Consider the following 24,940-nt stretch of genomic DNA (forward strand, 5'->3'; position numbering starts at 1 on the left):
ATTCAGATGACCAAGCTGTAACCCGCACAAACGCTGTTTTTTCGACAAAGCACTTGACGCAATGGGTGCATATGAGTAGTTTCCGCGCATCCCAAGGGCAGGCGGTAAGAGTGAACCCGTCCAGCGCTAACCAAGGCGCAGGACCCAGTCCTCTTAAACGCTGCCGGGCTATATAGGCGAATACGCGTCGATTGCATGACCGCGGGGCAACTCGTGGTCCTCTGGTTTTTCGCAGCGCCTGCCGCTCTTCATTGAGCGCGCGGGCGCGATTTTGCATGTCTTTACGGGTCAAACCGGAGAGAGGTCAAAATCAGCGGGGGACTGCAGTTGCATACGAATTTTTGGATGGACAAGGTAAAGGGCAAAGAATGCCGACCATCAACCAGTTGATCCGCAAGCCGCGGAAAGATCCGCCTAAGCGGAACAAGGTGCCGGCCATGGAGGCCTGCCCCCAGAAGCGTGGTGTTTGCACCCGCGTTTACACGACGACGCCGAAGAAGCCGAACTCGGCTCTTCGTAAGGTGGCCAAGATCCGCCTGACCAACGGCTTCGAAGTCATTGGCTACATCCCGGGTGAAGGTCACAACCTTCAGGAACACTCGGTGGTGATGATCCGCGGCGGCCGCGTAAAGGATTTGCCGGGTGTGCGCTACCACATCATCCGTGGTGTGCTCGATACCCAGGGCGTCAAGGATCGTAAGCAGCGTCGTTCGAAATACGGCGCGAAGCGGCCGAAGTAAGGAGCACATAGATGTCCCGTCGTCACCGCGCTGAAAAACGCGAAATTAACCCGGATCCGAAGTTCGGGGATATCGTCGTAACCAAGTTCATGAACTCCATCATGTACGACGGTAAGAAGTCGACTGCTGAGCGCATCGTGTACGGTGCATTCGACGTCGTCGAGAACAAGACCCGCGAGAACCCGATCGAAGTGTTCCACGCAGCTCTTGAGAACGTCATGCCGCAAGTGGAAGTTCGCTCCCGCCGTGTTGGTGGTGCGACCTACCAGGTTCCGGTCGAGGTTCGTACCGACCGCCGTCAGGCCCTGGCAATTCGCTGGCTGATCACTGCGGCTCGCAATCGTAACGAAACCACGATGGTTGACCGTCTTTCCGGCGAACTGCTCGATGCGGCCAACAACCGTGGCACCGCAGTCAAGAAGCGCGAAGACACGCACCGGATGGCAGACGCCAACCGCGCATTCTCGCACTATCGCTGGTAATTTGTGACTTCGAAGGGCTGACGCTATGGCGCGCACGCATAAAATCGAGGACTACCGCAACTTCGGCATCATGGCTCATATCGATGCTGGAAAGACCACCACGACCGAGCGGATCCTCTTCTACACTGGTAAGAGCCACAAGATCGGCGAAGTTCATGACGGCGCAGCCACCATGGACTGGATGGAGCAGGAGCAGGAGCGTGGCATCACGATCACCTCTGCTGCAACCACCGCTTTCTGGAAAGAAAAGCGCCTGAACATCATCGACACCCCGGGCCACGTTGACTTCACCATTGAAGTTGAACGGTCCCTGCGTGTGCTCGACGGTGCCGTCGCCCTTCTGGACGCAAACGCCGGCGTTGAGCCGCAGACGGAAACTGTCTGGCGTCAGGCCGACAAGTACCACGTTCCGCGGATGATCTTCGTCAACAAGATGGACAAGCTGGGCGCTGACTTCGATCGTTGCGTCACGATGATCAAGGAACGCCTCGGCGCAACTCCGCTGGTCATGCAGCTTCCTGTTGGCGCAGAAAGCGACTTCGCCGGTTGTATCGACCTTCTGGAAATGAAGGCTCTGATCTGGCAGTCTGAAAACCTCGGCGCTGCCTGGGACATCGTTGACATCCCGGCTGATCTCGTAGATCGCGCTCAGGAAGCTCGCGATGCTCTGATCGAGACTGTCGTTGAAGTTGATGAAGCTGTCATGGAAGCTTATCTGGAAGGCGAAGAGCCCTCCATCGAGACGCTCAAGAAGCTTATCCGCAAGGGCACGATCAGCACCGAGTTCGTTCCGGTATTCTGCGGTTCCGCGTTCAAGAACAAGGGCGTTCAGCCGCTTCTCGACGCTGTTGTCGATTACCTGCCGAGCCCGGTCGAAGTGCCGGACATCAAAGGCATCGACCCGAAGACCGAAGAAGAAATCATTCGCAAGTCTTCGGACGAAGAGCCGCTTGGTCTGCTGGCGTTCAAGATCGCCAACGACCCGTTTGTCGGTTCTCTGACGTTCTGCCGCATCTATTCCGGTGTTCTGAACAAGGGCGTGTCCCTGCTGAACACCGTTAAAGAAAAGCGTGAGCGCGTTGGGCGGATGATGCAGATGCACTCCAACTCCCGCGAAGATATCGATGTAGCCTATGCAGGCGATATCGTTGCTATCGCAGGTCTCAAGGACACCACGACCGGCGACACCCTGTGTGATCCGCTGAAGCCGGTGATCCTGGAGCGCATGGAATTCCCGGAGCCGGTTATCGAGATCGCTGTCGAGCCGAAGACCAAGGGCGACCAGGAAAAGATGGGCCTCGCGCTCAACCGCCTGGCTGCAGAAGATCCGTCCTTCCGCGTCAAGAGCGACGAAGAATCCGGTCAGACCATCATCGCCGGCATGGGCGAGCTGCACCTGGACATCATCGTCGATCGCATGAAGCGCGAATTCAAGGTCGAAGCCAACATCGGTGCGCCGCAGGTGGCTTACCGTGAAACCATCACCAAGGTTGCTGAAGTGGATTACACCCACAAGAAGCAGTCTGGTGGTTCCGGTCAGTTCGCTCGCATCAAGCTGGTCATCGAGCCGGCTGAGCCGAATGAAGGCTACGTCTTCGAAAGCAAGATCGTCGGTGGTTCCGTTCCGAAGGAATACATCCCGGGCGTTACCAAAGGTATCGAAAGTGTCATGTCCTCCGGTCCGCTGGCAGGATTCCCGATGCTCGATATCAAGGCAACCCTGATCGATGGTGCCTACCACGACGTTGACTCCTCGGTTCTCGCCTTCGAAATCGCCGGCCGTGCCGGTTTCCGCGAAGGGATTGCCAAGGCCGGCCCGAAACTGCTCGAGCCGATCATGAAGGTCGAGGTTGTCACTCCGGAAGACTACATGGGTGACGTTATTGGTGACTTGAACTCCCGCCGCGGCCAGATCGCCGGCACGGAGAACCGGGGCATCGTAACCGTCATCACCGCAATGGTCCCGCTGGCCAACATGTTTGGTTACGTGAACAACCTGCGTTCCATGTCTCAAGGCCGCGCACAGTACTCGATGGTGTTCGATCACTACGAGCAGGTGCCGCAGGCTGTCGCCGAAGAGGTTCAGGCGAAGTACGCCTGAGCCCATCCTCTTAACGTCAAGAAGAACTAGAGAAACGGAGTAATCCGATGGCGAAAGAAAAATTTGAGCGCAATAAGCCGCACGTTAACATTGGCACGATTGGCCACGTTGACCACGGCAAGACGACGCTGACCGCAGCAATCACCATGACGCTGGCTGAAACCGGCGGTGCGACTGCAAAAGCTTACGACGAAATCGACGGCGCGCCTGAAGAAAAGGCCCGCGGCATCACCATCTCCACGGCACACGTTGAGTATGAGACGGAAAACCGTCACTACGCTCACGTGGACTGCCCTGGTCACGCCGACTACGTCAAGAACATGATCACCGGTGCTGCGCAGATGGACGGCGCGATCCTGGTGTGTTCTGCCGCTGACGGCCCGATGCCGCAGACCCGCGAACACATCCTCCTGGCTCGCCAGGTTGGTGTTCCGGCTCTGGTCGTGTTCATGAACAAGGTTGACCAGGTCGACGACGAAGAGCTTCTCGAGCTCGTCGAAATGGAAATCCGTGAACTGCTGTCTTCCTACGAATTCCCGGGCGACGACATTCCGATCGTCAAGGGTTCTGCGCTGGCAGCCGTTGAGAACCGCGATCCGGCCATCGGCCGCGATGCGATCCGTGAGCTGATGGCTCAGGTCGACGAATACATCCCGACCCCGGAACGTCCGAAGGACCTTCCGTTCCTGATGCCGATCGAAGACGTCTTCTCGATCTCTGGCCGTGGTACGGTTGTGACCGGTCGTGTTGAGCGCGGCATCATCAAGGTCGGCGAAGAAGTTGAAATCGTCGGCATCAAGGATACCAAGAAGACGACGGTTACCGGCGTTGAAATGTTCCGCAAGCTGCTGGACAGCGGTGAAGCAGGCGACAACATCGGCGCCCTGATCCGTGGTATCGGTCGTGAAGACGTTGAGCGTGGCCAGGTTCTTTGCAAGCCGGGTACTGTTACCCCGCACACGAAGTTCAAGGCTGAGGCTTACATCCTCACGAAAGAAGAAGGTGGCCGTCACACCCCGTTCTTCACCAACTACCGCCCGCAGTTCTACTTCCGTACGACGGACGTGACTGGTGTGGTGTCCCTGCCGGAAGGCACGGAAATGGTGATGCCGGGCGACAACGTCTCCGTTGACGTTGAGCTGATCGTGCCGATCGCGATGGAAGAAGGCCTGCGCTTCGCTATCCGCGAAGGTGGCCGTACCGTCGGTGCCGGCGTCGTCGCATCCATCATCGAATAATCGACAGCCGGGCCTGCCGGTGATTTTGAAGTGAAACGCGGGCAGGCCCGCAGTCTTATTGGGAACAACAACAATGAACGGTCAGAATATCCGGATCCGCCTCAAGGCGTTTGACCACCGTATTCTCGACGCCTCCACCAAGGAGATCGTCAATACGGCCAAGCGGACCGGTGCTCAGGTACGGGGTCCCGTGCCGCTGCCGACGCGGATTGAGAAGTACACCGTGCTTCGCGGACCGCATATTGATAAGAAAAGCCGCGATCAGTTCGAGATGCGTACGCATAAGCGTCTTCTCGATATCGTTGATCCGACACCGCAGACCGTGGACGCGCTGATGAAGCTCGACCTCGCCGCTGGTGTCGACGTCGAGATCAAGCTCTAAGCCGGGTCGAAGGGGACACATCCATGCGTTCTGGAGTGATCGCTCAGAAAGTGGGCATGACCCGCATCTATAACGATGCAGGCGAGCATGTTCCGGTCACCGTTCTGCGGCTGGAAAATTGCCAGGTGGTAGCCCACCGGACTGACGAAAAAAATGGTTACACTGCGCTGCAGCTCGGTGCAGGTAGCCGTAAAGTAAAGAATACGCCGAAGGCACTGCGCGGCCACTTTGCTGTTGCAAAGGTCGAGCCGAAGCGGACCGTGGCCGAATTCCGCGTTTCCGCGGAAAACCTCATCGACGTTGGTGCGGAATTGACTGCTGACCACTACGTCGAAGGCCAGTTTGTCGACGTGACCGGCACTTCTATCGGTAAGGGTTTTGCCGGTGCCATGAAGCGTCACAACTTCGGTGGTGGCCGTGCAACGCACGGTAACTCGATCTCGCACCGTTCGCACGGTTCTACCGGTCAGTGTCAGGACCCGGGCCGCGTGTTCAAGGGCAAGAAAATGGCCGGTCACATGGGTGATGCCCGCGTGACCACGCAGAACCTGAAGGTTGTGCGCACTGATGTTGAGCGTGGCCTGATCATGGTCGAGGGCTCTGTTCCGGGCGCCAAGGGCGGCTGGATCCTGGTCCGCGACGCGATCAAAAAGGCGCTGCCGGAAAACGTTCCGGTTCCGGGTGCTTTCAAAGCAACCGAAGCGACTGCGGCTGCCGGGAAGGAGAGTGAGTGATGGAACTCCAGGTCAAGACCCTCGAAGGTGGGGCGGCCGGTTCGATCACGGTGTCTGACGAGATCTTCGGTCTCGAGCCGCGCACCGATTTGATCCACCGTGTGGTGCGTTGGCAGTTGGCCAAGCGCCAGGCAGGCACCCACAAGACTCTGGGCCGTTCGGAAGTTTCCGGCACGACGAAGAAATTCGTCCGCCAGAAAGGCTCCGGCGGCGCACGTCACGGCAACAAGAAGGCCCCGCAGTTTCGCGGTGGCGGCAGAGCATTTGGCCCGGTCGTTCGCGACCACAGCCATGAGCTGCCGAAGAAGGTTCGCGCCCTCGGCCTGAAGCATGCCCTGTCGGCGAAAGCCAAGACAGACAGCATCGTTGTTGTTGAAGACGCGAAGGCTGCCGAAGCAAAGACCAAGGCGCTCAAGGCACAGCTCTCCAAGCTCGGCCTGACCAGCGCTCTGATCATTGATGGTGCTGAAGTCGATGCAAACTTCGCTCTGGCGTCCCGCAACATTCCGCATCTGGATGTGCTGCCGGTTCAGGGCATCAACGTTTACGACATCCTGCGTGCCAACACCCTGGTGTTGACGAAGGCTGCGGTGTCCGCACTTGAGGAGCGCTTTAAATGAGCAAACTTCCTCACTACGACAAAATCGTTGGCCCGGTGATCACCGAAAAGTCGACGATGGCTTCCGAAGAGAACAAGGTTGTCTTCAAAGTTGCCAATGATGCAACGAAGCCGGAAATCAAGGCCGCAGTGGAAGCACTGTTCGGTGTGAAGGTCACGGCAGTGAACACCCTGGTCCGCAAGGGCAAGGTGAAGCGCTTCCGGGGTCGCATCGGCCGGCAGTCCGACTACAAGAAGGCCGTCGTAACGCTGCAGGAAGGTCACGGTATCGACGTGACCACCGGGCTCTAAGACGGGGACTTAAGAAAAATGGCACTTAAGACATTCAACCCGACGTCCCCAGGCCGCCGTCAGCTGGTTCAAGTTGATCGCTCTGGTCTGTGGAAAGGCAAGCCGGTCAAGACCCTGACCGAAGGCCTGTCCAAGTCCGGTGGCCGCAACAATACCGGCCGCCTGACGTCTCCGAACCGCGGTGGCGGTCACAAGCGGTCTTACCGTCTTGTCGACTTCAAGCGGCGTAAATGGGACGTTCCGGCTACGGTCGAGCGCCTTGAATACGATCCGAACCGGACCGCATTCATTGCTCTCATCCGTTACGAAGACGGTGAACTGAGCTACATCCTGGCGCCTCAGCGCCTGGCTGCTGGCGACACCGTTGTTGCCGGTGAAAACGTCGACGTGAAACCGGGCAATGCTGCGCCTCTGGCTCGCATTCCGGTTGGCACGATCGTGCACAATGTCGAGCTGAAGCCGGGCAAAGGCGCCCAGATCGCTCGTTCGGCAGGCGCGTTCGTACAGATCGTCGGCCGCGACCAGGGCTACACCACGCTGCGCCTGATGTCTGGCGAGCAGCGCCGTGTGCTCGGAACCTGCATGGCTTCCATTGGCGCTGTGTCCAACCCGGACCACGCCAACGTTAACCTGGGTAAAGCAGGCCGTTCCCGCTGGCTTGGCATTCGTCCGCACACTCGCGGTGTTGCCATGAACCCGATCGATCACCCTCATGGTGGTGGTGAAGGCAGGACCTCCGGCGGTCGTCATCCGGTTACTCCTTGGGGTAAACCGACCAAAGGTAAGCGTACGCGGCGCAATAAGCAGACTGATAAGTTTATCGTCCGCAGCCGTCACGCGAAGAAGTAAAGGGCAAGGATCGTGGCACGTTCGATCTGGAAAGGTCCGTTTGTCGACGGGTATCTGCTGAAGAAAGCGGACAAGGTCCGTGAGTCCGGCCGGAGCGAGGTCATCAAGACCTGGAGCCGCCGCTCTACCATCCTGCCGCAGTTCGTCGGTTTGACCTTCGGCGTCTACAACGGTCAAAAGCACGTTCCGGTGCTGGTGTCTGAAGAAATGATCGGTCACAAGTTTGGCGAGTTCTCGCCGAGCCGGACCTATTATGGACACGGCGCCGACAAGAAGGCGAAGAGGAAGTAACGATGGGCAAGCCGAAGCGTGAGCGGACGCTCGCTGACAATGAGGCCCGGGCAATGACCCGCATGCTGCGCGTTTCTCCGCGCAAGCTGAACCTCGTTGCGGCTTCGATCCGTGGTAAAAAAGTCGGGTCCGCGATTGCGGATCTGACATTCTCCCGCAAGCGCATTGCGCAGGACGTCAAGAAGACCTTGATGTCCGCGATTGCCAACGCGGAAAACAACCATGACCTGGACATCGACAACCTGGTGGTTGCTGAAGCACATGTCGGCAAGGCATTTGTGATCAAGCGGTTCCAGGCCCGTGCACGTGGCCGTGTTGGCCGGATCGAGAAGCCGTTCTCGAACCTGACCATCGTCGTGCGCGAAGTTGAGGAGACTGCCTGATGGGACATAAGACAAACCCGATCGGCATGCGCCTCGGGATCAACCGCACCTGGGATAGCCGCTGGTTCGCGAACAAGAACGAATATGGTGATCTTCTGCACGAAGATTTCCGCATCCGTGAGTTCCTGCTGAAAGAACTTAAGCAGGCTGCAGTTTCCAAGGTTGTTATCGAACGCCCGCACAAGAAGTGCCGCGTGTCCATTCACTCGGGTCGTCCGGGTGTGGTCATCGGTAAAAAGGGCGCCGATATCGAGCGTCTTCGCAAGAAGATCGCCGACATCACCAATTCCGAAGTGCACCTCAACATCGTTGAAGTGCGCAAGCCGGAAATCGACGCGACCCTGGTCGCACAGTCGATTGCCCAGCAGCTGGAACGCCGTGTTGCTTTCCGTCGCGCCATGAAACGGGCCGTTCAGTCCGCCATGCGTCTCGGTGCCCAGGGCATCCGTATCAACTGCGGTGGCCGTCTCGGCGGTGCGGAAATTGCGCGTATCGAATGGTACCGCGAAGGCCGCGTCCCGCTTCACACTCTGCGTGCCGACATCGACTACGGTGTTGCTAGCGCTCACACGGCTTACGGCGTGTGCGGTGTGAAGGTCTGGATCTTCAAGGGTGAAATTCTGGAACACGATCCGATGGCGTCTGAACGCCGTGCGACCGCTGCTTCTGAAGGCAACCAGGGTGATCGCGGCGGACGCCGGGATCGGGGCCGCGAGCGCGCAGCTTAATTCAAGCTGCCTGCCGCTCGTAACTTAAGAAAGACGAGAGAAGAACGATGCTGCAACCGAAGCGCACAAAGTTCCGCAAGCAGCACAAGGGCCGCATCCACGGCTTGTCGAAGGGAGGCACTGACCTCAACTTCGGCGCATTCGGTCTGAAGGCTATGGAGCCGGAGCGTGTTACGGCACGTCAGATCGAAGCGGCCCGCCGTGCTATGACCCGCCACATGAAGCGTGCGGGTCGTGTTTGGATCCGCATCTTCCCGGACCTCCCGGTTTCCTCGAAACCTGCTGAAGTCCGCATGGGTAAAGGTAAGGGTTCTCCGGATTACTGGGCTTGCCGTGTCAAGCCGGGCCGGATCATGTTCGAAATCGATGGTGTGCCGGAAGACATTGCGCGTGAAGCTATGCGTCTTGCTGCAGCCAAACTGCCGATCAAATGCCGTTTCGTTCAGCGTATCGGCGAGTAGGGCAGGCGAGGAGTTAGAGCCATGAAGGCTACCGATGTACGGGCTAAGACCCTCGACGAGCTCCGTAGTGAGCTTGAAGGCCTGAAGAAAGAGCAGTTCAACCTGCGCTTCCAGCGGGCTACGGGTCAGCTTGAAAACACCGCGCGTGTCCGGCAGATCCGCCGCGACATCGCACGTATCCAGACGATCATGCGCGAAAAGCGCGTGTCGGCGAACGCGTAAGGAGACGGCCATGCCGAAGCGTATCCTGCAGGGCACCGTTGTCAGCGACGCCAATGACAAGACGGTGACGGTGAATGTGGAGCGCCGCTTCACGCACCCGCTGCTTAAGAAGACTGTGCGCCGGACCAAGAAGTACCGCGCACACGACGAGAGCAACCAATACAAGGTTGGCGACATTGTTCAGATCGAAGAATGCGCGCCGATTTCGAAAAACAAACGTTGGACCGTGGTCGCTCAGTGACCGCTCTCCATTAGTGAGCATCAGGCGCCCGTAACCCGAGCGCCATCAGAAGAACAAGGCAGCCAGTCATGATTCAGATGCAAACAAACCTCGACGTCGCCGATAATTCCGGCGCTCGTCGTGTCATGTGCATCAAAGTGCTCGGCGGCTCCAAGCGTAAATATGCCCATGTAGGCGACATCATCGTCGTCTCCGTGAAAGAGGCAATTCCGCGGGGCCGCGTCAAAAAGGGCGACGTGATGAAGGCTGTCGTCGTGCGCACGGCTAAGGATATCCGCCGTCCCGATGGCAGCGTGATCCGGTTCGACCGCAATGCGGCCGTGCTGGTCAACAATAACAAGGAGCCGATCGGCACCCGTATCTTCGGACCGGTACCGCGTGAACTCCGTGCAAAGAACCATATGAAAATCATTTCGCTCGCGCCGGAGGTGCTCTGATGGCTGCGAAAATTAAAAAAGGCGACACGGTGGTCGTGCTGACCGGCCGTGACAAGGGTAAGTCCGGCGAAGTCATTCAGATGCTGCCGGCTGACAACAAAGCCCTGGTCCGCGGCATCAACATGGTTCGCCGCCACCAGAAGCAGACCCAGACGCAGGAAGCTGGCATCGTGGCTAAGGAAGCTCCGATTCATCTTTCCAACGTCGCGCTGGCCGATCCGAAGGACGGCAAGGCAACGCGAGTCGGCTTCAAAGTGCAGGACGATGGCACCAAGGTCCGTGTGGCCAAGCGTTCGGGAGACCTGATCGATGGCTGAGACCACTAACGTGCCGCGTCTGAAGACGCACTATGACGAAGTTGTGCGCAAGCAGCTTATGGAAAAGTTCCAGTACAAGAACGTCATGCAGGTTCCGCAGCTGGAAAAGATCGTGCTCAACGTCGGTGTCGGCGAAGCGGTCAGCGATTCCAAGAAGGCTCGCATTGCTGCAGACGATCTGGCACTGATTGCCGGTCAGAAGCCGGTTATTACCAAAGCGAAAAAATCCATCGCGACCTTCAAGGTCCGCGAAGGCATGCCGCTTGGCGCAAAGGTTACCCTGCGCCGCCAGCAGATGTTCGAATTCATGGATCGCCTGATCACCATCGCGCTGCCGCGCGTACGTGACTTCCGCGGCCTGAATCCGAAGAGCTTCGACGGTCGCGGCAACTACGCCATGGGCATCAAAGAACACATCGTGTTCCCGGAAATCGAGTACGACAAGGTCGACCAGATCTGGGGCATGGACGTGATCATCTGCACCACGGCGCCGAATGACGACGAAGCACGCGAGCTTCTGCGCGCGTTCAACTTCCCGTTCACGAAGTAACGGGCAAGGAAGGGATCGACGATGGCGAAGAAAAGCGCAATCGAAAAAAACAAGCGCCGCGAGAAGCTTGTCAAGAAATACGCTGAGAAGCGCGCTGCCCTGAAGGCACTGGCTAAAGATGAAAGCCTGTCCCTGGAAGAGCGGTACAACGCACGCCTGAAGCTGGCGAAACTGCCGCGGAATTCCGCGCCGAACCGCGTTCGCAACCGTTGCGAAGTGTCCGGCCGTCCGCGCGGTTTTTATCGCAAGCTGAAGATGTCGCGTATTGCGCTTCGTGAACTGGGTTCCCTGGGCAAGATCCCGGGCCTGGTCAAGTCGAGCTGGTAAGGAGAAACTCCGATGGCAATTTCTGATCCGTTGGGGGATATGCTGACCCGCATTCGCAACGCGCAAATGCGTCGCAAGAACAAGGTCAGCTCACCAAATTCCAAATTGCGTGCACATGTACTTGATGTGCTTGCAAAAGAGGGGTACATCCGTGGCTACACCACGGTTGAATACGAGGGCGGTAAGTCCGAGTTGGAAATCGAATTGAAGTATTTCGACGGTGAACCGGTTATTCGCACGATTGAACGTGTGTCCAAGCCGGGCCGCCGCGTGTACTCGTCGGTGAAAAACATCCCGCATGTCTCCAATGGCCTGGGCGTGTCGATCATTTCGACCCCGCGTGGCGTCATGAGCGACCATCAGGCGCGGGACGAAAACGTAGGTGGTGAGGTACTGTGCCGCGTCTTCTGATGCGGCATCCTCACTTTTAAAACAACGACAAGGTTGGTCATATGTCTCGTATTGGCAAAAAGCCAGTCCCCGTGCCAAGCGGGGTAACGGCATCGATCGACGGTCAGACGGTTACGATCAAGGGCCCGAAAGGCGAAAAGTCTTTCATGCTCAACGATCTGGTTCTGGCCGAAATGACGGATGATGGGATCAAAATCGATCCGTGCAACGGCACCAAGCCGGCTCGCTCCATGTGGGGTATGAGCCGCACCATGGTCGCGAACCTGATCACCGGTGTAACCGAGGGCTTCAAGAAAGACCTCGCTATTACCGGTGTTGGTTATCGCGCTCAGGTCCAGGGTAAAAACCTTCAGCTGGCGCTCGGTTTCTCTCATGACGTCGTCTATCCGATTCCGGATGGCATCGATATTGTGTGCCCGAAACCAACGGAAATCAGCATCACCGGTACCGACAAACAACGCGTCGGTCAGGTAGCTGCTGAGATCCGCGATTTCCGCCCGCCGGAGCCCTACAAGGGCAAAGGCGTTCGTTATGCAGGCGAGTTCATCGTCCGCAAAGAAGGCAAGAAGAAGTAACGGACCCAGATCATGGCGAACAGCAAACAAGCTTTCGAGCGCCGCCGCGATCGCGTGCGCCGTTCGATTCAGAAAGCCGCGAACGGTCGTCCGCGCCTTTCTGTCTTCCGCTCGTCGAAGCAGATCTACGCCCAGATCATCGACGATGCGAAGGGACATACGATTGTCTCTGCTTCAACGATCGAAACAGATCTCAAGGGCAGCCTGAAAACGGGCGCCGACGTCGCTGCAGCCGCAGCCGTTGGCAAGCTTGTCGCCGAGCGTGCTGCTGCCGCTGGCGTAAAGCAGGTCGTGTTCGACCGTGGCGGATATCAGTTTCATGGGCGCGTAAAAGCGCTTGCTGATGCAGCCCGCGACGGTGGACTTGAATTCTGACCAGCGCCCGTTGGCGCTCTTAAGAACGGAAGACGTATAATATGGCGAGACATGAAAATCGCGATCGCGACGAGCGAGACAGCGAATTCGTCGACAAGCTCGTTCACATCAACCGCGTTGCGAAAGTGGTCAAGGGTGGCCGTCGTTTCGGCTTCGCAGCACTTGTTGTGGTTGGTGACCAGAAGGGCCGTGTCGGCTTCGGTCATGGCAAGGCACGTGAAGTGCCGGAAGCCATCCGTAAGGCAACTGAAGCAGCAAAGCGCACGATGATCCGTGTACCGCTTCGCGAAGGCCGGACGCTCCACCACGATGTGGAAGGCCGTCATGGCGCTGGCAAGGTTTTGCTGCGTGCAGCTCCGGCCGGTACCGGTATCATCGCAGGCGGCCCGATGCGTGCCGTTTTCGAAACGCTCGGCGTCCAGGACGTTGTGGCCAAGTCTCTGGGGACTTCCAACCCCTACAACATGGTTCGTGCAACTTTCGCTGCGCTGACCAAGGAAGACAGCCCGCGTTCCGTCGCTGCCCGCCGTGGCCTCAAGGTCTCCGTGCTGCAGTCCCGCCGTCGTGACAACAACGATGAGGCGGCTTCGGCTGCCGCTGAGGCTTGACCTTAGCGGCTCCGGTCCCCAGCTGAGAGAGGGTACGTTCCATGGCGAACACCGAAAACACTGTTACGGTCGAACAGATCGGCAGCCCGCTGCGCCGTCCTAAGGACCAGCGCGCGACGCTCGTCGGTCTCGGACTGAACAAGATGCACCGCCGTTCCACACTGAAGGACACTCCTGAGGTGCGCGGCATGATCAATAAGGTCCAGCATCTCGTTCGCGTCGTCGAAGACAACGCGTAAGAACGGGGTGAGGAGATAGAACATGAAGCTCAACGAACTTCGTGACAACGAAGGTGCCACACCGGATCGCATGCGCGTCGGTCGTGGCATCGGGTCCGGCAAGGGCAAGACCGGTGGCCGTGGTGTCAAAGGTCAGAAATCCCGTTCCGGCGTTGCCATCAAAGGTTTTGAAGGCGGTCAGATGCCGCTTCACCGCCGTCTGCCGAAGCGCGGCTTCACGAACATTTTTGCCAAGGACTACAATACCGTGTCCATTGGCCGTGTTCAGAAGGCGATTGATGCAGGCAAGCTGAATGCGTCCGAGACGGTTACCGTCGAAGCGCTGAAGGCAGCTGGTGTTGTCAAGCGGGTCCGTGACGGTGTGCGCATCGTTGCCAACGGTGAACTCACCGTTGCAGTGACCTTTGAAGTTGCCGGTGCCTCCAAGGGCGCTGTCGCAGCGATTGAAAAAGCAGGCGGCAAGGTTGCCGTACAGGGAGCTCAGGCTTAACAGCCTGGGCTTCACCCATTTCCTGGGCAAGCATTCCGGAGTAGGGCATGGCATCGGCCGCCGAGCAACTGGCGTCAAATCTCAATTTCTCAGCTTTCGCCAAGGCTGAAGAACTCAAAAAGCGCATCTGGTTCACACTGGGGGCGCTTTTGGTTTATCGACTGGGCACTTACATTCCCTTGCCCGGCATCAATCCGGACGCCTTTGCGCAGGCCTTCAATCAGGCCCAGTCCGGCATCATCGGCATGTTCAACATGTTCTCCGGCGGTGCCGTTCAGCGCATGGCGATCTTCGCTCTCGGCATCATGCCGTATATTTCCGCTTCCATCATCATGCAGCTCATGACGACCGTTGTGCCGTCCCTTGAGCAGCTGAAAAAGGACGGCGAGCAGGGCCGGAAGGTCATCAACCAGTATACGCGCTACGGCACTGTTATCCTGGCAGCGTTCCAGGCTTACGGTATTGCGGTGGGTTTGGAAGGGGCTGCCAGCGTTGTGACCGATCCTGGCTGGTTCTTCCGCGGATCCACGGTGCTGACGCTCGTCGGCGGAACCATGTTCCTGATGTGGCTTGGCGAGCAGATCACGTCGCGTGGCATTGGTAACGGTATTTCGCTGATCATCTTTGCCGGCATCGTTGCCGGTCTGCCGGTGGCACTGGTCAATGTGCTTGAACTCGGCCGTCAGGGGTCTCTGTCGACCCTGTTGATTCTCGGTGTGCTGATTCTGGCCGTGGTTGTGATTGCGCTGATCGTGTTCATGGAGCGGGCTCAGCGCCGGCTTCTGATCCAGTATCCCAAGCGCCAGATGGGCAACCGCATGTTCGAGGGCAACACCTCGTTCCTGCCGCTGAAGTTGAACACCGCAGGTGTCATTCCGCCGATCTTTGCGTCGTCGCTTCTGCTTGTTCCGGCCACCATCGGCGGTTTCAGCCAGGGCTCCGGCAACGAGTGGCTGACGTATATCACGGCTGCGCTTGGGCATGGTCAGCCGCTGTTCATGGTGGCCTATGCCGCAATGATCGTGTTTTTCTGTTTCTTCTACACGGCCATCGTTTTCAATCCGAGCGATACGGCTGACAACCTGAAGAAACACGGTGGGTTCATTCCGGGCATTCGCCCCGGTGAGCGTACCGCCCAATATATCGACTACGTTCTGACGCGCATTACGGTGGTCGGTGCCATTTACATCACCGTCGTTTGTCTATTACCCGAATTCCTTATTTCGGCGACGGGCGTTCCGTTCTATTTCGGTGGCACCTCTTTGTTGATTGTCGTAAGCGTGACGATGGATACCGTGTCACAGATCCAGGGCCACTTGCTTGCGCATCAATATGAGGGTCTGGTGAAAAAAGCGAAATTGAGTGGGAGGCGTAGATGAGGCTTATTCTGGTTGGACCGCCAGGAGCGGGGAAGGGAACACAGGCAGCGCATCTCGTTGCGAAATACGGCATTCCGCAACTCTCTACCGGAGACATGTTGCGAGCTGCTGTCGCGTCCCGGACCCCGGTAGGCCTCAAAGCCAAGGAAGTAATGGACGCGGGCGGACTTGTTTCGGATGAGATCGTCGTCGGTATCATCCGCGACCGGATCGCCGAAGAAGATGCCAAGAACGGTTTCATTCTCGATGGCTTCCCGCGCACGCTTGCACAGGCCGAAGCGCTTGACGAGATGCTGGAAGCAAACAGCCTGAAACTGAACGCCGTCCTGGAACTGCGCGTAGACCAGTCCAAGCTGGTCGACCGGATCATCAAACGTGCCGCTGATGCACAGGCTGCGGGGCAGCCGGTGCGCAAGGACGATGACCCGGAAGTCTTCAAGCAGCGTCTTGAAGCCTATAACCGCGATACCGCAGTTGTTGTGCCGTATTACGAGAAGACAGGTCATCTTTCCGTCATCGACGGCATGCAGTCTATCGATGAAGTTACGGCCTCAATAGATTCCGTTCTTCAAGGACTTGACGAAAAGGTTTAGAGCCGGTAAAGGACCCGCTCTACCTTACAGTTAAGCCGGTTCCATGTATGTGGGGCCGGCATTCTCTGTGCCGGGGGTACCCCGGCATTTTCGTACCCGCAAGGGCCGGACTCCACCGGACGCGGGCATTATAACCTGCGGCAAGACCATGTCTGGCCGCGTAATCATGGAGACGAACGTGGCACGTATTGCTGGCGTTAACATCCCGACGAACAAACGCGTAATCATTGCGCTTCAGTATATTCACGGCATTGGCGCGAAATTCGCCCAGGAAATCATCGAGAAGAACAACATCGATGCTGCCCGCCGCGTGAACGAGCTTTCTGACGCAGAAGTCCTGTCCATCCGCGAAACCATCGACCGCGATTACCTCGTTGAAGGTGACCTGCGTCGTGAGACCGCAATGAACATCAAACGTCTGATGGACCTTGGCTGCTACCGCGGCCTGCGTCACCGCCGCGGCCTGCCGGTTCGCGGTCAGCGGACGCATACGAACGCACGTACCCGCAAGGGTCCGGCTAAACCGATCGCAGGTAAGAAGAAATAATTACCCTGCCTGGATTGGTGGTGGAGCTGCCGGCATTACGGCAGTGAAGAGATCAAAACAAGGATAAGAGAATGGCTAAAGACACGACGCGCGTGCGTCGCCGCGAGCGCAAGAACATTTCTTCTGGCGTTGCGCATGTGAACTCCACGTTCAACAACACCATGATCACGATCACCGACGCACAGGGAAATGCGATTTCTTGGTCGTCCGCCGGTGCACTCGGTTTCAAAGGTTCCCGTAAGTCCACTCCGTACGCTGCCCAGGTTGCTGCGGAAGATGCTGCGAAAAAAGCTGCCGAGCACGGCATGCGCACCCTTGAAGTGGAAGTACGCGGTCCGGGTTCGGGTCGTGAATCTGCTTTGCGCGCCCTGCAGGCTGCCGGTTTCCTGATCACGTCCATCCGTGACGTGACGCCGATTCCGCACAACGGCTGCCGTCCGCGTAAGCGTCGCCGCGTCTAAGGCTTCCCAGCTTTAGGTACTTGTTTCTCCAAATGGCAAAGAATGGCCTGGCGTTGAACCGCTGGGCGGGATAGCCGAAGGGACGAAAACGTGACCATTCAAAAAAACTGGCAAGAACTGATCAAGCCGACCAAACTCGAGATCAAGCCGGGCGAAGATCCGCGCTTCTTGGCAACTGTCGTTGCCGAGCCTCTTGAGCGTGGCTACGGTCTGACCCTTGGCAACGCGCTGCGCCGTATTCTGCTGTCTTCGCTGCAGGGCGCCGCCGTGACTGCCGTTCAGATCGATGGCGTTCTGCATGAGTTCTCGTCGATCCCGGGTGTCCGGGAAGATGTCACCGACATCGTACTGAATATCAAGGAAATCGCTATCCGTATGGAAGGCGAAGGCCCCAAGCGCATGGTCGTGCGCAAACAGGGACCTGGTGTTGTCACCGCCGGCGATATCCAGACTGTTGGCGATGTTGAGGTTCTCAATCCGGAACTGGTGCTCTGCACGCTGGATGAAGGCGCTGAAATCCGCATGGAATTCACCGTCAACACTGGCAAGGGCTATCATTCTTCGGACCGGAACCGTCCGGAAGATGCGCCGATTGGCCTGATCCCGGTCGACAGCCTCTACTCTCCGGTCAAGAAGGTCTCCTACAAGGTGGAAAACACCCGTGAAGGCCAGGTTCTTGACTATGATAAGCTGACCCTGACTGTCGAAACCGATGGTTCCGTCAAGCCGGAAGACGCCGTGGCATTCGCGGCACGCATTCTGCAGGATCAGCTCTCCATCTTCGTCAACTTCGAAGAGCCGCAGCGTGAAGTCGCCGAGGACAGCGTCCCGGAACTGGCTTTCAACCCTGCGCTTCTGAAGAAGGTCGACGAGCTGGAACTGTCTGTGCGGTCTGCAAACTGCCTGAAGAACGACAATATCGTGTATATTGGCGATCTCATTCAGAAGACCGAAGCGGAAATGCTGCGGACCCCGAATTTCGGCCGCAAGTCGCTGAACGAAATCAAGGAAGTTCTCGCTCAGATGGGTCTCCATCTCGGCATGGAAGTCGCCAACTGGCCGCCTGAGAACATCGATGATCTCGCGAAGCGCTACGAAGACCATCAGTACTAAGGGCGTACGCGTCCTGTGAGGATCAACCGGGCAAGAGTTCAACCAGAAGAACTGACTGCCTGAAAGAAAAAGGAGAGGGCCATGCGCCACGGTAAATCCGGCCGCAAGCTCAACCGGACCTCTAGCCACCGTAAGGCTATGTTCGCGAACATGGCAGCGTCGCTGATCAAGCACGAACAGATCGTAACGACACTGCCGAAGGCTAAAGAAATGAAGCCGATCATCGACAAGCTCATCACACTGGGCAAACGCGGTGACCTGCATGCACGCCGTCAGGCCATTTCGCAGATTCGCGATGCGGCTATGGTTGCCAAGCTGTTCGAAACGCTCGGTGAGCGTTACAAGGACCGCAGCGGCGGTTATTCCCGCGTGCTGAAAGCCGGTTTCCGCTATGGCGACAATGCTCCGATGGCTGTCATCGAGCTGGTCGACCGTGACCCGGAAGCACGCGGTGCTGAAGATCGCGCCCGCGTAGAAGCTGAAGAAGCAGCTGAAAACGCAGCGTAACAATTTGCCTTCTTGGCAAATCAAAGAGGCGGGCAGAATTGCCCGCCTTTTTTGTTGTTCAAGCGACTGTCAAAATTGACGATTCCGTTTCGAATATTGAGACCCCGATTATCAATGATTTAAGGAAAACTGCTTAGGTTGCGCCCGTGCCTCCTGACCATTGGAGGTGGTTGGGGGAGAATTACCGTGACAGCGAAAACGAATTCCGTTTCTAGGAAAAGGTCGCCTTCTCTTAGGCTTTCTTTTGTTATTCCCGCTTTGATGATCGTGATTACGGTTGCAGCTTGTGCGGCTGTGGGCGTCATCGGCTACATGAGCGGTCGTGACGGCTTGCAGCAAGCGGCGGAAGCCGAGCTCGGCATGGTCATCACAGCGCGCAACGCGCTGCTGCAATCCCGCTTGCATTCCGCTGAATCCCAGATTGTCAATCTGGCGTCCAGCGTGTCCGATCCCTTGAGCAATCTTGGCAATGCGACCATGAACCTTGCCAAGGAAAAGGAAGAAATTCTTGCGCTGTTCCAGGCGCCGCTGACACCAGAAGAACGCGCCGAGGTGACAGGCAAGGAACAAAAGACAATGTACGCCTGGCGCCACACCGAGGCGCACCCGGCTTTCTACAACGTCTGGAAGAACGGCGGCTTTGCCGATCTCTATCTGATTGATACCGAAGGTCTCGTGCTCTATTCCGTGACCAAGGGTGATGAGTTCCTGTCCAAGTTCGGCGAAGGCAGTGTTGCCGAAGGCACTGGTCTGGAGACGGTTTTCAATGCCGCCAAGGAACTGGGCGAGGGCGAGATCGCTGCCAGCATGTTTTCTCCCTACGCGCCAGCAGGCGGCGATGGGTCCCTGTTTATGGCATCGCCCGTGTTTTCCAATTCCTTCGGAACAATCAGCCTCAGCGGTGTGGCTGTCATGCGGATCGATTCCGATTTTCTGAGCGACGTCGTGGCGAACCGCGACGATCTGGGTGAAACCGGGCAGGTCTATGTGATCAACCAGGATGGCGTCGTGCTGAGCGATATGCCCTTGGCCGGTGCGCCGACAGCGCTGAATGCCACTGTTGCGGCCGAACCGGCGCTTGAAGCTGCCGCCGGCACCGAATCTGCCGGTATCGTTCAGGGGGCTGATGGCGTTGACGATCTGGTTGTTGCCCGTCCGCTTTCCTTCCAAGGGCAGAACTGGGCGATTGTTGCCGAAAAGAGCGTTGAAGAAACTCTTTCTGCCGTCACCCGCATGCGTGACCAGATGTTCCTTTGGTCACTGGCAGCCATTGCCGTGGCTGCCGTCATCGCGCTGTTCTTCTCCCAGTCGATCACCCGTCCCCTGACCACGCTGGTTGGAGCCCTCTCCGAGATTGCTTCGGGTAATCTCGATGCGGAGATCAAGGCTGCAAAGCGGAAGGACGAAATTGGCGACATTGGCAGGGCTGTCCTTCAGATCCGTCAGAATGCGGCGGAGGACAACGAGCGCCGGGCTGCAGAGGAAGCCGACGATGCCAGGCGTCAGGCCGAACAGCGTCAGCAGATGCTGGCAAGTCTCGCGGGTGACTTCGAGGCGACCGTGGGGACTGTTGTGGACAAGGTTGCGCATACTGCTGCAAGCCTTCGCGAGTCGGCCAACAAGATGCGGAGCATGACTGACATTGCCGGAGAAACCTCCGCCAATGCGGCAACCATGTCCGAAGAAACCCTAGCGGAAGTGGAATCGATCGCAGCAGCCTCCGATCAGCTCTCCAGTTCGATCCAGGAAATCTCGACCCTGATCGAACGGTCCTCCAGCGTTGCTGCGGAAGCCACCAAGCGCGCAGAGACGACCAACGAAACTGTTCGCTCGCTTGCGGAAGCCGCCAACAGGATTGGAGAAGTCATAACGTTGATTTCCGATATTGCCGATCAGACCAACCTTCTGGCGCTCAATGCCACGATCGAAGCCGCACGTGCGGGTGAGGCGGGCAAGGGCTTTGCGGTGGTTGCCTCCGAGGTCAAGGACCTTGCGGCCCAGACAGGCAAGGCAACCGGTGAAATCCAGCAGCAGATCGATGCCATCCGTGGCGCCACCGACGATGCAGTCGATGCGATCGGTGACATTCAGAAGACGATCGATGAAATCACCAATTCGGTGAGCGAAGTCGCCGCTGCTGTCACCGAGCAGAGCTATGCGACACAGGGCATTGCGGAAAACACCCAGCGGGCGGCCGGTGGCACCTCCAAGGTGACCGAGGACATCCGCAACGTTTCCTCACTGTCCAACGACACCAACATGGCCGCGCAGAACTTCTCCGAAGAAGCCGCGGACATGGCGACGAAGGCGGAAGAACTCGATCACGAAGTCCGCAGCTTCCTTGCGCAGGTTCGTTCGGCTTAAAGACGCATTCACTGACTGAAAAAAGGGCCGCCGGAAAACCGGCGGCCCTTTTGTATTTGCCTCTTTTCCTCCCTATCTGCCATGTATCGCGATGGGTATGAGAAGATTCGAGAAAGAGGCTCCCGCCATGCGCCTGGTTCTGACCAGCATTATGCGTCCCCTAGTCGTTGCCGCCCTGGCTGGCGTGATTGGGGTGTCTGCCGCGTTTGCCCAGTCCGTGCAGCCGTCTCCGGCCGATCTGCGCCTGGTGCCGCAGAGCGACGCGCAGATCAAACTGTCTTTTGCGCCCATTGTGAAGAAGGTCGCGCCGGCAGTGGTCAACGTTTACGCCAGCCGGAAGGTGGTTCAGCGTCGGCAGGTGTCTCCTTTCATGGACGATCCGTTCTTCCGCAGGTTCTTCGGTCAGCCCGGCGGAAACGACAGGCCGCGCCAGCGGGTGGAATCCTCCCTCGGGTCCGGTGTCATCATTTCCTCTGACGGTACGGTGATCACCAATCACCATGTGATCAAGGACGCGGACGAAGTGCGTGTCGCCTTGAACGACCGGAGGGAATTCGATGCGGACATCGTCCTCATGGATGAGCGCACAGACCTAGCAGTTCTGAAGATCCGCGGCGAGGGCCCGTTCGAAAGCATCGATTTTGCGGATTCCGATAGTCTGGAAGTTGGCGACATCGTGCTTGCCATTGGCAACCCGTTCGGTGTCGGCCAGACGGTGACACAGGGCATCGTCTCCGCTACGGCCCGAACCCAGGTCGGCGTCACGGACTTTCAGTTCTTCATCCAGACAGACGCGGCGATCAACCCGGGTAACTCCGGTGGCGCGCTCGTCGACATGACCGGCAAGCTGGTCGGCATCAACTCGGCCATCTATTCACGCTCCGGCGGGTCCAACGGCATCGGCTTTGCCATTCCGGCGCATATGGCCCGGTTTGTCGCAGAGGCCGCCGATCATGGCGGCAAGGTTCAGCGGCCCTGGCTGGGGGCGACGGTGCAATTGGTGAATGCGGAAATTGCCGAAGCGCTCTCTCTTGACAGGCCGCAAGGTGTTCTGGTGACAGCGGTTTTCGAAGGTTCGCCGGCCCTTGAAGCAGGGCTTCGCGTCAGCGATCTGGTGATTGCCGTCGACGGCAAGGAAGTGACCGATCCCAATTCCTTCGGGTATCGATTTGCGACAAAGATGATCGGTGAAGAAACCGACTTCGTGGTCCTTCGGAGTGGTAAGGAGCAGCATCTGACGGTCGCCCTGAAACCCGCGCCGGAAACCGTTCCGCGGGACACGCGGGAACTTGTCGAATATTCGCCCTTCGAAGGGGCGACGGTGATGAACCTTTCGCCGGCTGTTTCGGAAGAACTCGGGCTTGAAGGGCTGTTCGACGGTGTCGCTATCGCCGAGGTGAAGCGTGGCAGCACGGCGGACCGGGTGGGGCTTCGCCCTGGTGACATCATCCGGGGCATCAATCAGAAGGCGATTGAGACCACCCGGATGCTGGAAAACGTCACGAAGAAGCCGCCACGTCTGTGGCAGATCGATATCGAGCGGGACGGCAAGGTCTCGCAGATCATCCTGCGCGGTTAGGGGCTGGTGTGAGCGATCTGTTTGAAGCTTCCGGATTGAGCCAGTCTGGTCCGCGGCCACTTGCGGACCGGATGCGCCCGACCAGGCTGACCGATGTTGTCGGGCAGGATCATCTGCTCGGGCCGGAAGGCACGCTGTCGCGGATGCTCAAGACCCGGACGCTCGGCTCGTTGATCTTCTGGGGGCCTCCCGGCACCGGTAAAACAACCATTGCCCGGTTGCTGGCCAACGAAACGGACCTCGCGTTCGAGCAGATCTCCGCGATCTTTTCCGGCGTTTCGGATCTGAAGAAGGTGTTTGAAGCGGCGCGGGCGCGGCGTTTGAGCGGCCGGGCCACACTGCTGTTCGTCGACGAGATCCACCGATTCAACCGGGCACAGCAGGACAGCTTTCTGCCCGTGATGGAGGACGGCACAATCACGCTGGTCGGTGCGACCACGGAAAATCCGTCGTTTGAGCTCAATGCGGCATTGTTGTCCCGATCGCACGTGATGACATTTCACTCCCTGTCGGCGATGGCAATCGAGAAGCTTCTGGCCAGAGCCGAGGAGTTGGAAGAGCGCAAACTGCCGCTTGATGAAGAAGCGCGCAGAGTGCTGATCCGTATGGCCGACGGTGACGGCCGGTCTTCCTTGACCCTGGCCGAGGATGTCTGGCGTGCCGCCGGTGAGGAAGAAGTGTTCGATGCTGAACGCCTTCAGGAAATTGTCCAGAGACGGGCGCCGATCTACGACAAGAGTGCCGATGGGCACTACAATCTGATCTCCGCGTTGCACAAGTCCGTGCGCGGTTCGGATCCTGATGCCGCGCTTTACTGGTTCTGCCGCATGCTGGACGGCGGAGAAGATCCGCTCTATCTGGCGCGCCGCCTGATCCGCATGGCGGTTGAGGACATCGGGCTTGCCGACCCCAATGCGCTCGTGCAGGCCAATGCCGCACGCGATGCCTATCAGATGCTCGGGTCGCCGGAAGGGGAGCTGGCGCTTGCGCAGTCGGTGATCTATCTGGCAACCGCGCCAAAATCGAACGGCGCCTATGTGGCCTACAAGGCCGCGATGCGGGATGCAAAATCCAGCGGCTCACTGCTGCCGCCCAAGCATATCCTCAATGCACCCACCAAACTGATGAAGCAGGAAGGTTACGGCGACGGCTACCAGTACGATCACGACGCGCCCGATGGCTTTTCCGGTCAGGATTATTTTCCGGAGCAGATGGGGCGCAAGACCTACTACGATCCGCCGCAAAGAGGCTTCGAACGGGAATTGAGAAAGCGCCTGGAATTCTGGGACAAGCGGCGCAAGGAGCGTAGCTGAACCTTTCCGCTGCGGGTGCCTCAGGTGGTTTTAGTAGACGTCAGACGGTCGAGCGCACTCTTGAGAGTGGCGATCAGCTTCTCCCGGTCCTCCGGAAGCAGTGACGCGGATATTTTCTCCAGCTGGTGTGACACCAGGTCCAGTTCATCCTTGACCGGTGCGGGGTCTTTCAGCCCGATCACTTCATAGGTGGTAACCGGATAGGCGATACCCTTGACGTTTACCTCACCATTTTCCGCGCATTTGATGTGCTCCTTAACCTGGGAATAGGTTTCGAAGGAGATCAGGACCGAGCCCGGAGTGGCAAGGCTTTCCAGCCGGGACGCGGTGTTCACACCACGGCCGATGATGGTGTAGTCAAGCCGGTCCTCGCTGCCGAAATTGCCCACGGTGCAATAGTCCGTGTGGATGCCCATCCGGCATTTCATCGGCTTCGAAATACCCGCTTCCCGCCAGGCGCCTTGCAGCGCTTTCATGCGCTCCTGCATATCGATGGCCATACGCACACAGGCGAGCGCATCTTCGGTGACGCCGCGTGTTTCCGGATCTCCAAAGAAGATCAGAATGGCGTCGCCGACGTATTTGTCGATGGTTGCGCCGTAGCGCAGGGCGATGTTCGACATCTCCGTCAGATACTGGTTCAGGATCGCTGTGAGTTCTTCCGATTCAAGCCGGTCCGCCGTTTCAGTGAAATCGGCAATATCGGAAAAGAACACCGTCAGCTTTTTGCGGGAAGACTCGATCTTGACTTCTTGACGACCCTCGAAAATGGACTTGTAAACCTGTGGAGACAGGTATTTGGCGAGCTGACGGGACAGAGCCTCAAGTTTGTTGGACTGGTCCGCAAGCTGGTCCTCGACCGCTTCGCCATGCTCGATGGTGGCCTCATAGAGCAGTTTCAGATCTTCAAGCTCGGAGCGCAGATAGTCGTTTTCTTCCTGCAAGGATTGCAGGGAGTTTGTCTTGTCAGCTTGCCCGGTTTCATCTGAACTC

The 24,940-nt window shown here is 58.1% G+C and carries 34 protein-coding genes and 1 pseudogene; 34 read left to right on the plus strand and 1 reads right to left on the minus strand.

Going from position 1 to position 24,940, the window contains the following annotated elements:
• Positions 1-368 precede the first annotated feature (368 nt).
• The 34 genes from rpsL to FMN63_RS23935 all read left to right on the plus strand — a co-directional run bounded on the left by rpsL (position 369) and on the right by FMN63_RS23935 (position 23,947).
• Complete coding sequence (gene rpsL, locus FMN63_RS23770) at positions 369-740, plus strand: 30S ribosomal protein S12 (RefSeq protein WP_006936459.1); 372 nt, start codon at positions 369-371, stop codon at positions 738-740.
• 11 nt (positions 741-751) lie between these two features.
• Positions 752-1,222 carry a 30S ribosomal protein S7 gene (gene rpsG / locus FMN63_RS23775; protein ID WP_023001588.1) on the plus strand — a complete coding sequence of 157 codons (471 nt, stop codon included), beginning with the start codon at positions 752-754 and terminating at the stop codon, positions 1,220-1,222.
• Between the two features lie 25 nt (positions 1,223-1,247).
• Positions 1,248-3,323, plus strand: coding sequence for an elongation factor G (gene fusA, locus FMN63_RS23780; RefSeq protein ID WP_148586600.1), 2,076 nt, complete (start codon positions 1,248-1,250; stop codon positions 3,321-3,323).
• 47 nt (positions 3,324-3,370) lie between these two features.
• Positions 3,371-4,561 carry an elongation factor Tu gene (tuf, locus tag FMN63_RS23785; RefSeq protein WP_148586591.1) on the plus strand — a complete coding sequence of 397 codons (1,191 nt, stop codon included), beginning with the start codon at positions 3,371-3,373 and terminating at the stop codon, positions 4,559-4,561.
• A 73-nt stretch (positions 4,562-4,634) separates the two neighbouring features.
• On the plus strand, positions 4,635-4,943 hold the full coding sequence (gene rpsJ, locus FMN63_RS23790) for a 30S ribosomal protein S10 (RefSeq protein ID WP_006936455.1): 309 nt from the start codon (positions 4,635-4,637) through the stop codon (positions 4,941-4,943).
• Positions 4,944-4,966: 23 nt separating this feature from the next.
• Complete coding sequence (gene rplC, locus FMN63_RS23795) at positions 4,967-5,677, plus strand: 50S ribosomal protein L3 (RefSeq protein ID WP_148586601.1); 711 nt, start codon at positions 4,967-4,969, stop codon at positions 5,675-5,677.
• On the plus strand, positions 5,677-6,297 hold the full coding sequence (gene rplD / locus FMN63_RS23800; RefSeq protein ID WP_148586602.1) for a 50S ribosomal protein L4: 621 nt from the start codon (positions 5,677-5,679) through the stop codon (positions 6,295-6,297). The genes rplC and rplD overlap by 1 nt, the downstream gene beginning before the upstream one ends.
• Entirely contained in the window at positions 6,294-6,587 is a 294-nt protein-coding gene (locus tag FMN63_RS23805; protein ID WP_148586603.1) for a 50S ribosomal protein L23, read from the plus strand. Before rplD ends, FMN63_RS23805 begins: the two co-directional genes overlap by 4 nt.
• Before the next feature lie 18 nt (positions 6,588-6,605).
• The gene (gene rplB / locus FMN63_RS23810; RefSeq protein WP_148586604.1) at positions 6,606-7,436 is read left to right on the plus strand and encodes a 50S ribosomal protein L2; all 831 of its coding nucleotides are present in this window, start codon (positions 6,606-6,608) and stop codon (positions 7,434-7,436) included.
• Between the two features lie 12 nt (positions 7,437-7,448).
• Positions 7,449-7,727, plus strand: coding sequence for a 30S ribosomal protein S19 (gene rpsS / locus FMN63_RS23815; protein ID WP_006936450.1), 279 nt, complete (start codon positions 7,449-7,451; stop codon positions 7,725-7,727).
• A 2-nt stretch (positions 7,728-7,729) separates the two neighbouring features.
• Entirely contained in the window at positions 7,730-8,110 is a 381-nt protein-coding gene (gene rplV, locus FMN63_RS23820; RefSeq protein WP_006936449.1) for a 50S ribosomal protein L22, read from the plus strand.
• On the plus strand, positions 8,110-8,838 hold the full coding sequence (rpsC, locus tag FMN63_RS23825; RefSeq protein WP_148586605.1) for a 30S ribosomal protein S3: 729 nt from the start codon (positions 8,110-8,112) through the stop codon (positions 8,836-8,838). Before rplV ends, rpsC begins: the two co-directional genes overlap by 1 nt.
• Before the next feature lie 47 nt (positions 8,839-8,885).
• On the plus strand, positions 8,886-9,299 hold the full coding sequence (rplP, locus tag FMN63_RS23830; RefSeq protein WP_148586606.1) for a 50S ribosomal protein L16: 414 nt from the start codon (positions 8,886-8,888) through the stop codon (positions 9,297-9,299).
• Positions 9,300-9,320: 21 nt separating this feature from the next.
• Complete coding sequence (rpmC, locus tag FMN63_RS23835; RefSeq protein WP_006936445.1) at positions 9,321-9,521, plus strand: 50S ribosomal protein L29; 201 nt, start codon at positions 9,321-9,323, stop codon at positions 9,519-9,521.
• Positions 9,522-9,531: 10 nt separating this feature from the next.
• Positions 9,532-9,762, plus strand: a complete 231-nt coding sequence (gene rpsQ, locus FMN63_RS23840; protein ID WP_148586607.1) for a 30S ribosomal protein S17 — start codon at positions 9,532-9,534, stop codon at positions 9,760-9,762.
• A 68-nt stretch (positions 9,763-9,830) separates the two neighbouring features.
• Complete coding sequence (gene rplN, locus FMN63_RS23845) at positions 9,831-10,199, plus strand: 50S ribosomal protein L14 (RefSeq protein WP_148586608.1); 369 nt, start codon at positions 9,831-9,833, stop codon at positions 10,197-10,199.
• Complete coding sequence (gene rplX / locus FMN63_RS23850; protein WP_006936441.1) at positions 10,199-10,516, plus strand: 50S ribosomal protein L24; 318 nt, start codon at positions 10,199-10,201, stop codon at positions 10,514-10,516. Before rplN ends, rplX begins: the two co-directional genes overlap by 1 nt.
• Positions 10,509-11,066 (plus strand): 50S ribosomal protein L5, encoded by a 558-nt coding sequence (gene rplE, locus FMN63_RS23855; RefSeq protein WP_148586609.1) that lies wholly within the window; start codon positions 10,509-10,511, stop codon positions 11,064-11,066. Before rplX ends, rplE begins: the two co-directional genes overlap by 8 nt.
• 21 nt (positions 11,067-11,087) lie before the next feature.
• Complete coding sequence (gene rpsN, locus FMN63_RS23860; protein WP_006936439.1) at positions 11,088-11,393, plus strand: 30S ribosomal protein S14; 306 nt, start codon at positions 11,088-11,090, stop codon at positions 11,391-11,393.
• A 12-nt stretch (positions 11,394-11,405) separates the two neighbouring features.
• Entirely contained in the window at positions 11,406-11,804 is a 399-nt protein-coding gene (rpsH, locus tag FMN63_RS23865; RefSeq protein ID WP_006936438.1) for a 30S ribosomal protein S8, read from the plus strand.
• Between the two features lie 41 nt (positions 11,805-11,845).
• A complete protein-coding gene (gene rplF, locus FMN63_RS23870; protein ID WP_148586610.1) occupies positions 11,846-12,379 on the plus strand; it encodes a 50S ribosomal protein L6 in 534 nt (177 codons plus the stop codon).
• Positions 12,380-12,391: 12 nt separating this feature from the next.
• Positions 12,392-12,754 carry a 50S ribosomal protein L18 gene (gene rplR, locus FMN63_RS23875; RefSeq protein WP_148586611.1) on the plus strand — a complete coding sequence of 121 codons (363 nt, stop codon included), beginning with the start codon at positions 12,392-12,394 and terminating at the stop codon, positions 12,752-12,754.
• 41 nt (positions 12,755-12,795) lie between these two features.
• Entirely contained in the window at positions 12,796-13,362 is a 567-nt protein-coding gene (gene rpsE / locus FMN63_RS23880; RefSeq protein WP_148586612.1) for a 30S ribosomal protein S5, read from the plus strand.
• Positions 13,363-13,403: 41 nt separating this feature from the next.
• Positions 13,404-13,601, plus strand: a complete 198-nt coding sequence (gene rpmD / locus FMN63_RS23885; protein WP_148586613.1) for a 50S ribosomal protein L30 — start codon at positions 13,404-13,406, stop codon at positions 13,599-13,601.
• 22 nt (positions 13,602-13,623) lie between these two features.
• Positions 13,624-14,091: a 50S ribosomal protein L15 gene (gene rplO, locus FMN63_RS23890; RefSeq protein WP_148586614.1), complete on the plus strand. Its 468-nt coding sequence runs from the start codon at positions 13,624-13,626 to the stop codon at positions 14,089-14,091.
• 47 nt (positions 14,092-14,138) lie between these two features.
• Positions 14,139-15,470, plus strand: a complete 1,332-nt coding sequence (gene secY / locus FMN63_RS23895) for a preprotein translocase subunit SecY (RefSeq protein ID WP_148586615.1) — start codon at positions 14,139-14,141, stop codon at positions 15,468-15,470.
• Positions 15,467-16,063 carry an adenylate kinase gene (locus FMN63_RS23900; RefSeq protein ID WP_148586616.1) on the plus strand — a complete coding sequence of 199 codons (597 nt, stop codon included), beginning with the start codon at positions 15,467-15,469 and terminating at the stop codon, positions 16,061-16,063. The genes secY and FMN63_RS23900 overlap by 4 nt, the downstream gene beginning before the upstream one ends.
• 178 nt (positions 16,064-16,241) lie before the next feature.
• Positions 16,242-16,610, plus strand: a complete 369-nt coding sequence (gene rpsM, locus FMN63_RS23905; RefSeq protein WP_148587328.1) for a 30S ribosomal protein S13 — start codon at positions 16,242-16,244, stop codon at positions 16,608-16,610.
• A gap of 71 nt (positions 16,611-16,681) precedes the next feature.
• Positions 16,682-17,071 carry a 30S ribosomal protein S11 gene (gene rpsK / locus FMN63_RS23910; protein WP_006936427.1) on the plus strand — a complete coding sequence of 130 codons (390 nt, stop codon included), beginning with the start codon at positions 16,682-16,684 and terminating at the stop codon, positions 17,069-17,071.
• A gap of 90 nt (positions 17,072-17,161) precedes the next feature.
• The gene (locus FMN63_RS23915; RefSeq protein ID WP_006936426.1) at positions 17,162-18,184 is read left to right on the plus strand and encodes a DNA-directed RNA polymerase subunit alpha; all 1,023 of its coding nucleotides are present in this window, start codon (positions 17,162-17,164) and stop codon (positions 18,182-18,184) included.
• 81 nt (positions 18,185-18,265) lie between these two features.
• Entirely contained in the window at positions 18,266-18,691 is a 426-nt protein-coding gene (gene rplQ, locus FMN63_RS23920; RefSeq protein ID WP_055654713.1) for a 50S ribosomal protein L17, read from the plus strand.
• Positions 18,692-18,952: 261 nt separating this feature from the next.
• The gene (locus FMN63_RS23925; RefSeq protein WP_148586617.1) at positions 18,953-21,055 is read left to right on the plus strand and encodes a methyl-accepting chemotaxis protein; all 2,103 of its coding nucleotides are present in this window, start codon (positions 18,953-18,955) and stop codon (positions 21,053-21,055) included.
• Between the two features lie 127 nt (positions 21,056-21,182).
• The gene (locus FMN63_RS23930; protein ID WP_286192750.1) at positions 21,183-22,634 is read left to right on the plus strand and encodes a DegQ family serine endoprotease; all 1,452 of its coding nucleotides are present in this window, start codon (positions 21,183-21,185) and stop codon (positions 22,632-22,634) included.
• 8 nt (positions 22,635-22,642) lie between these two features.
• Complete coding sequence (locus tag FMN63_RS23935) at positions 22,643-23,947, plus strand: replication-associated recombination protein A (RefSeq protein WP_148586618.1); 1,305 nt, start codon at positions 22,643-22,645, stop codon at positions 23,945-23,947.
• Positions 23,948-23,967: 20 nt separating this feature from the next.
• On the opposite strand, the pseudogene FMN63_RS23940 reads toward FMN63_RS23935, so the two are convergent.
• Positions 23,968-24,804 (minus strand): annotated as a pseudogene (locus FMN63_RS23940) (adenylate/guanylate cyclase domain-containing protein); the annotation flags it as partial.
• Positions 24,805-24,940 lie beyond the last annotated feature (136 nt).

Origin of the sequence: Stappia sp. BW2 (genome assembly GCF_008107695.1) — a bacterium.
GTDB lineage: Bacteria > Pseudomonadota > Alphaproteobacteria > Rhizobiales > Stappiaceae > Roseibium.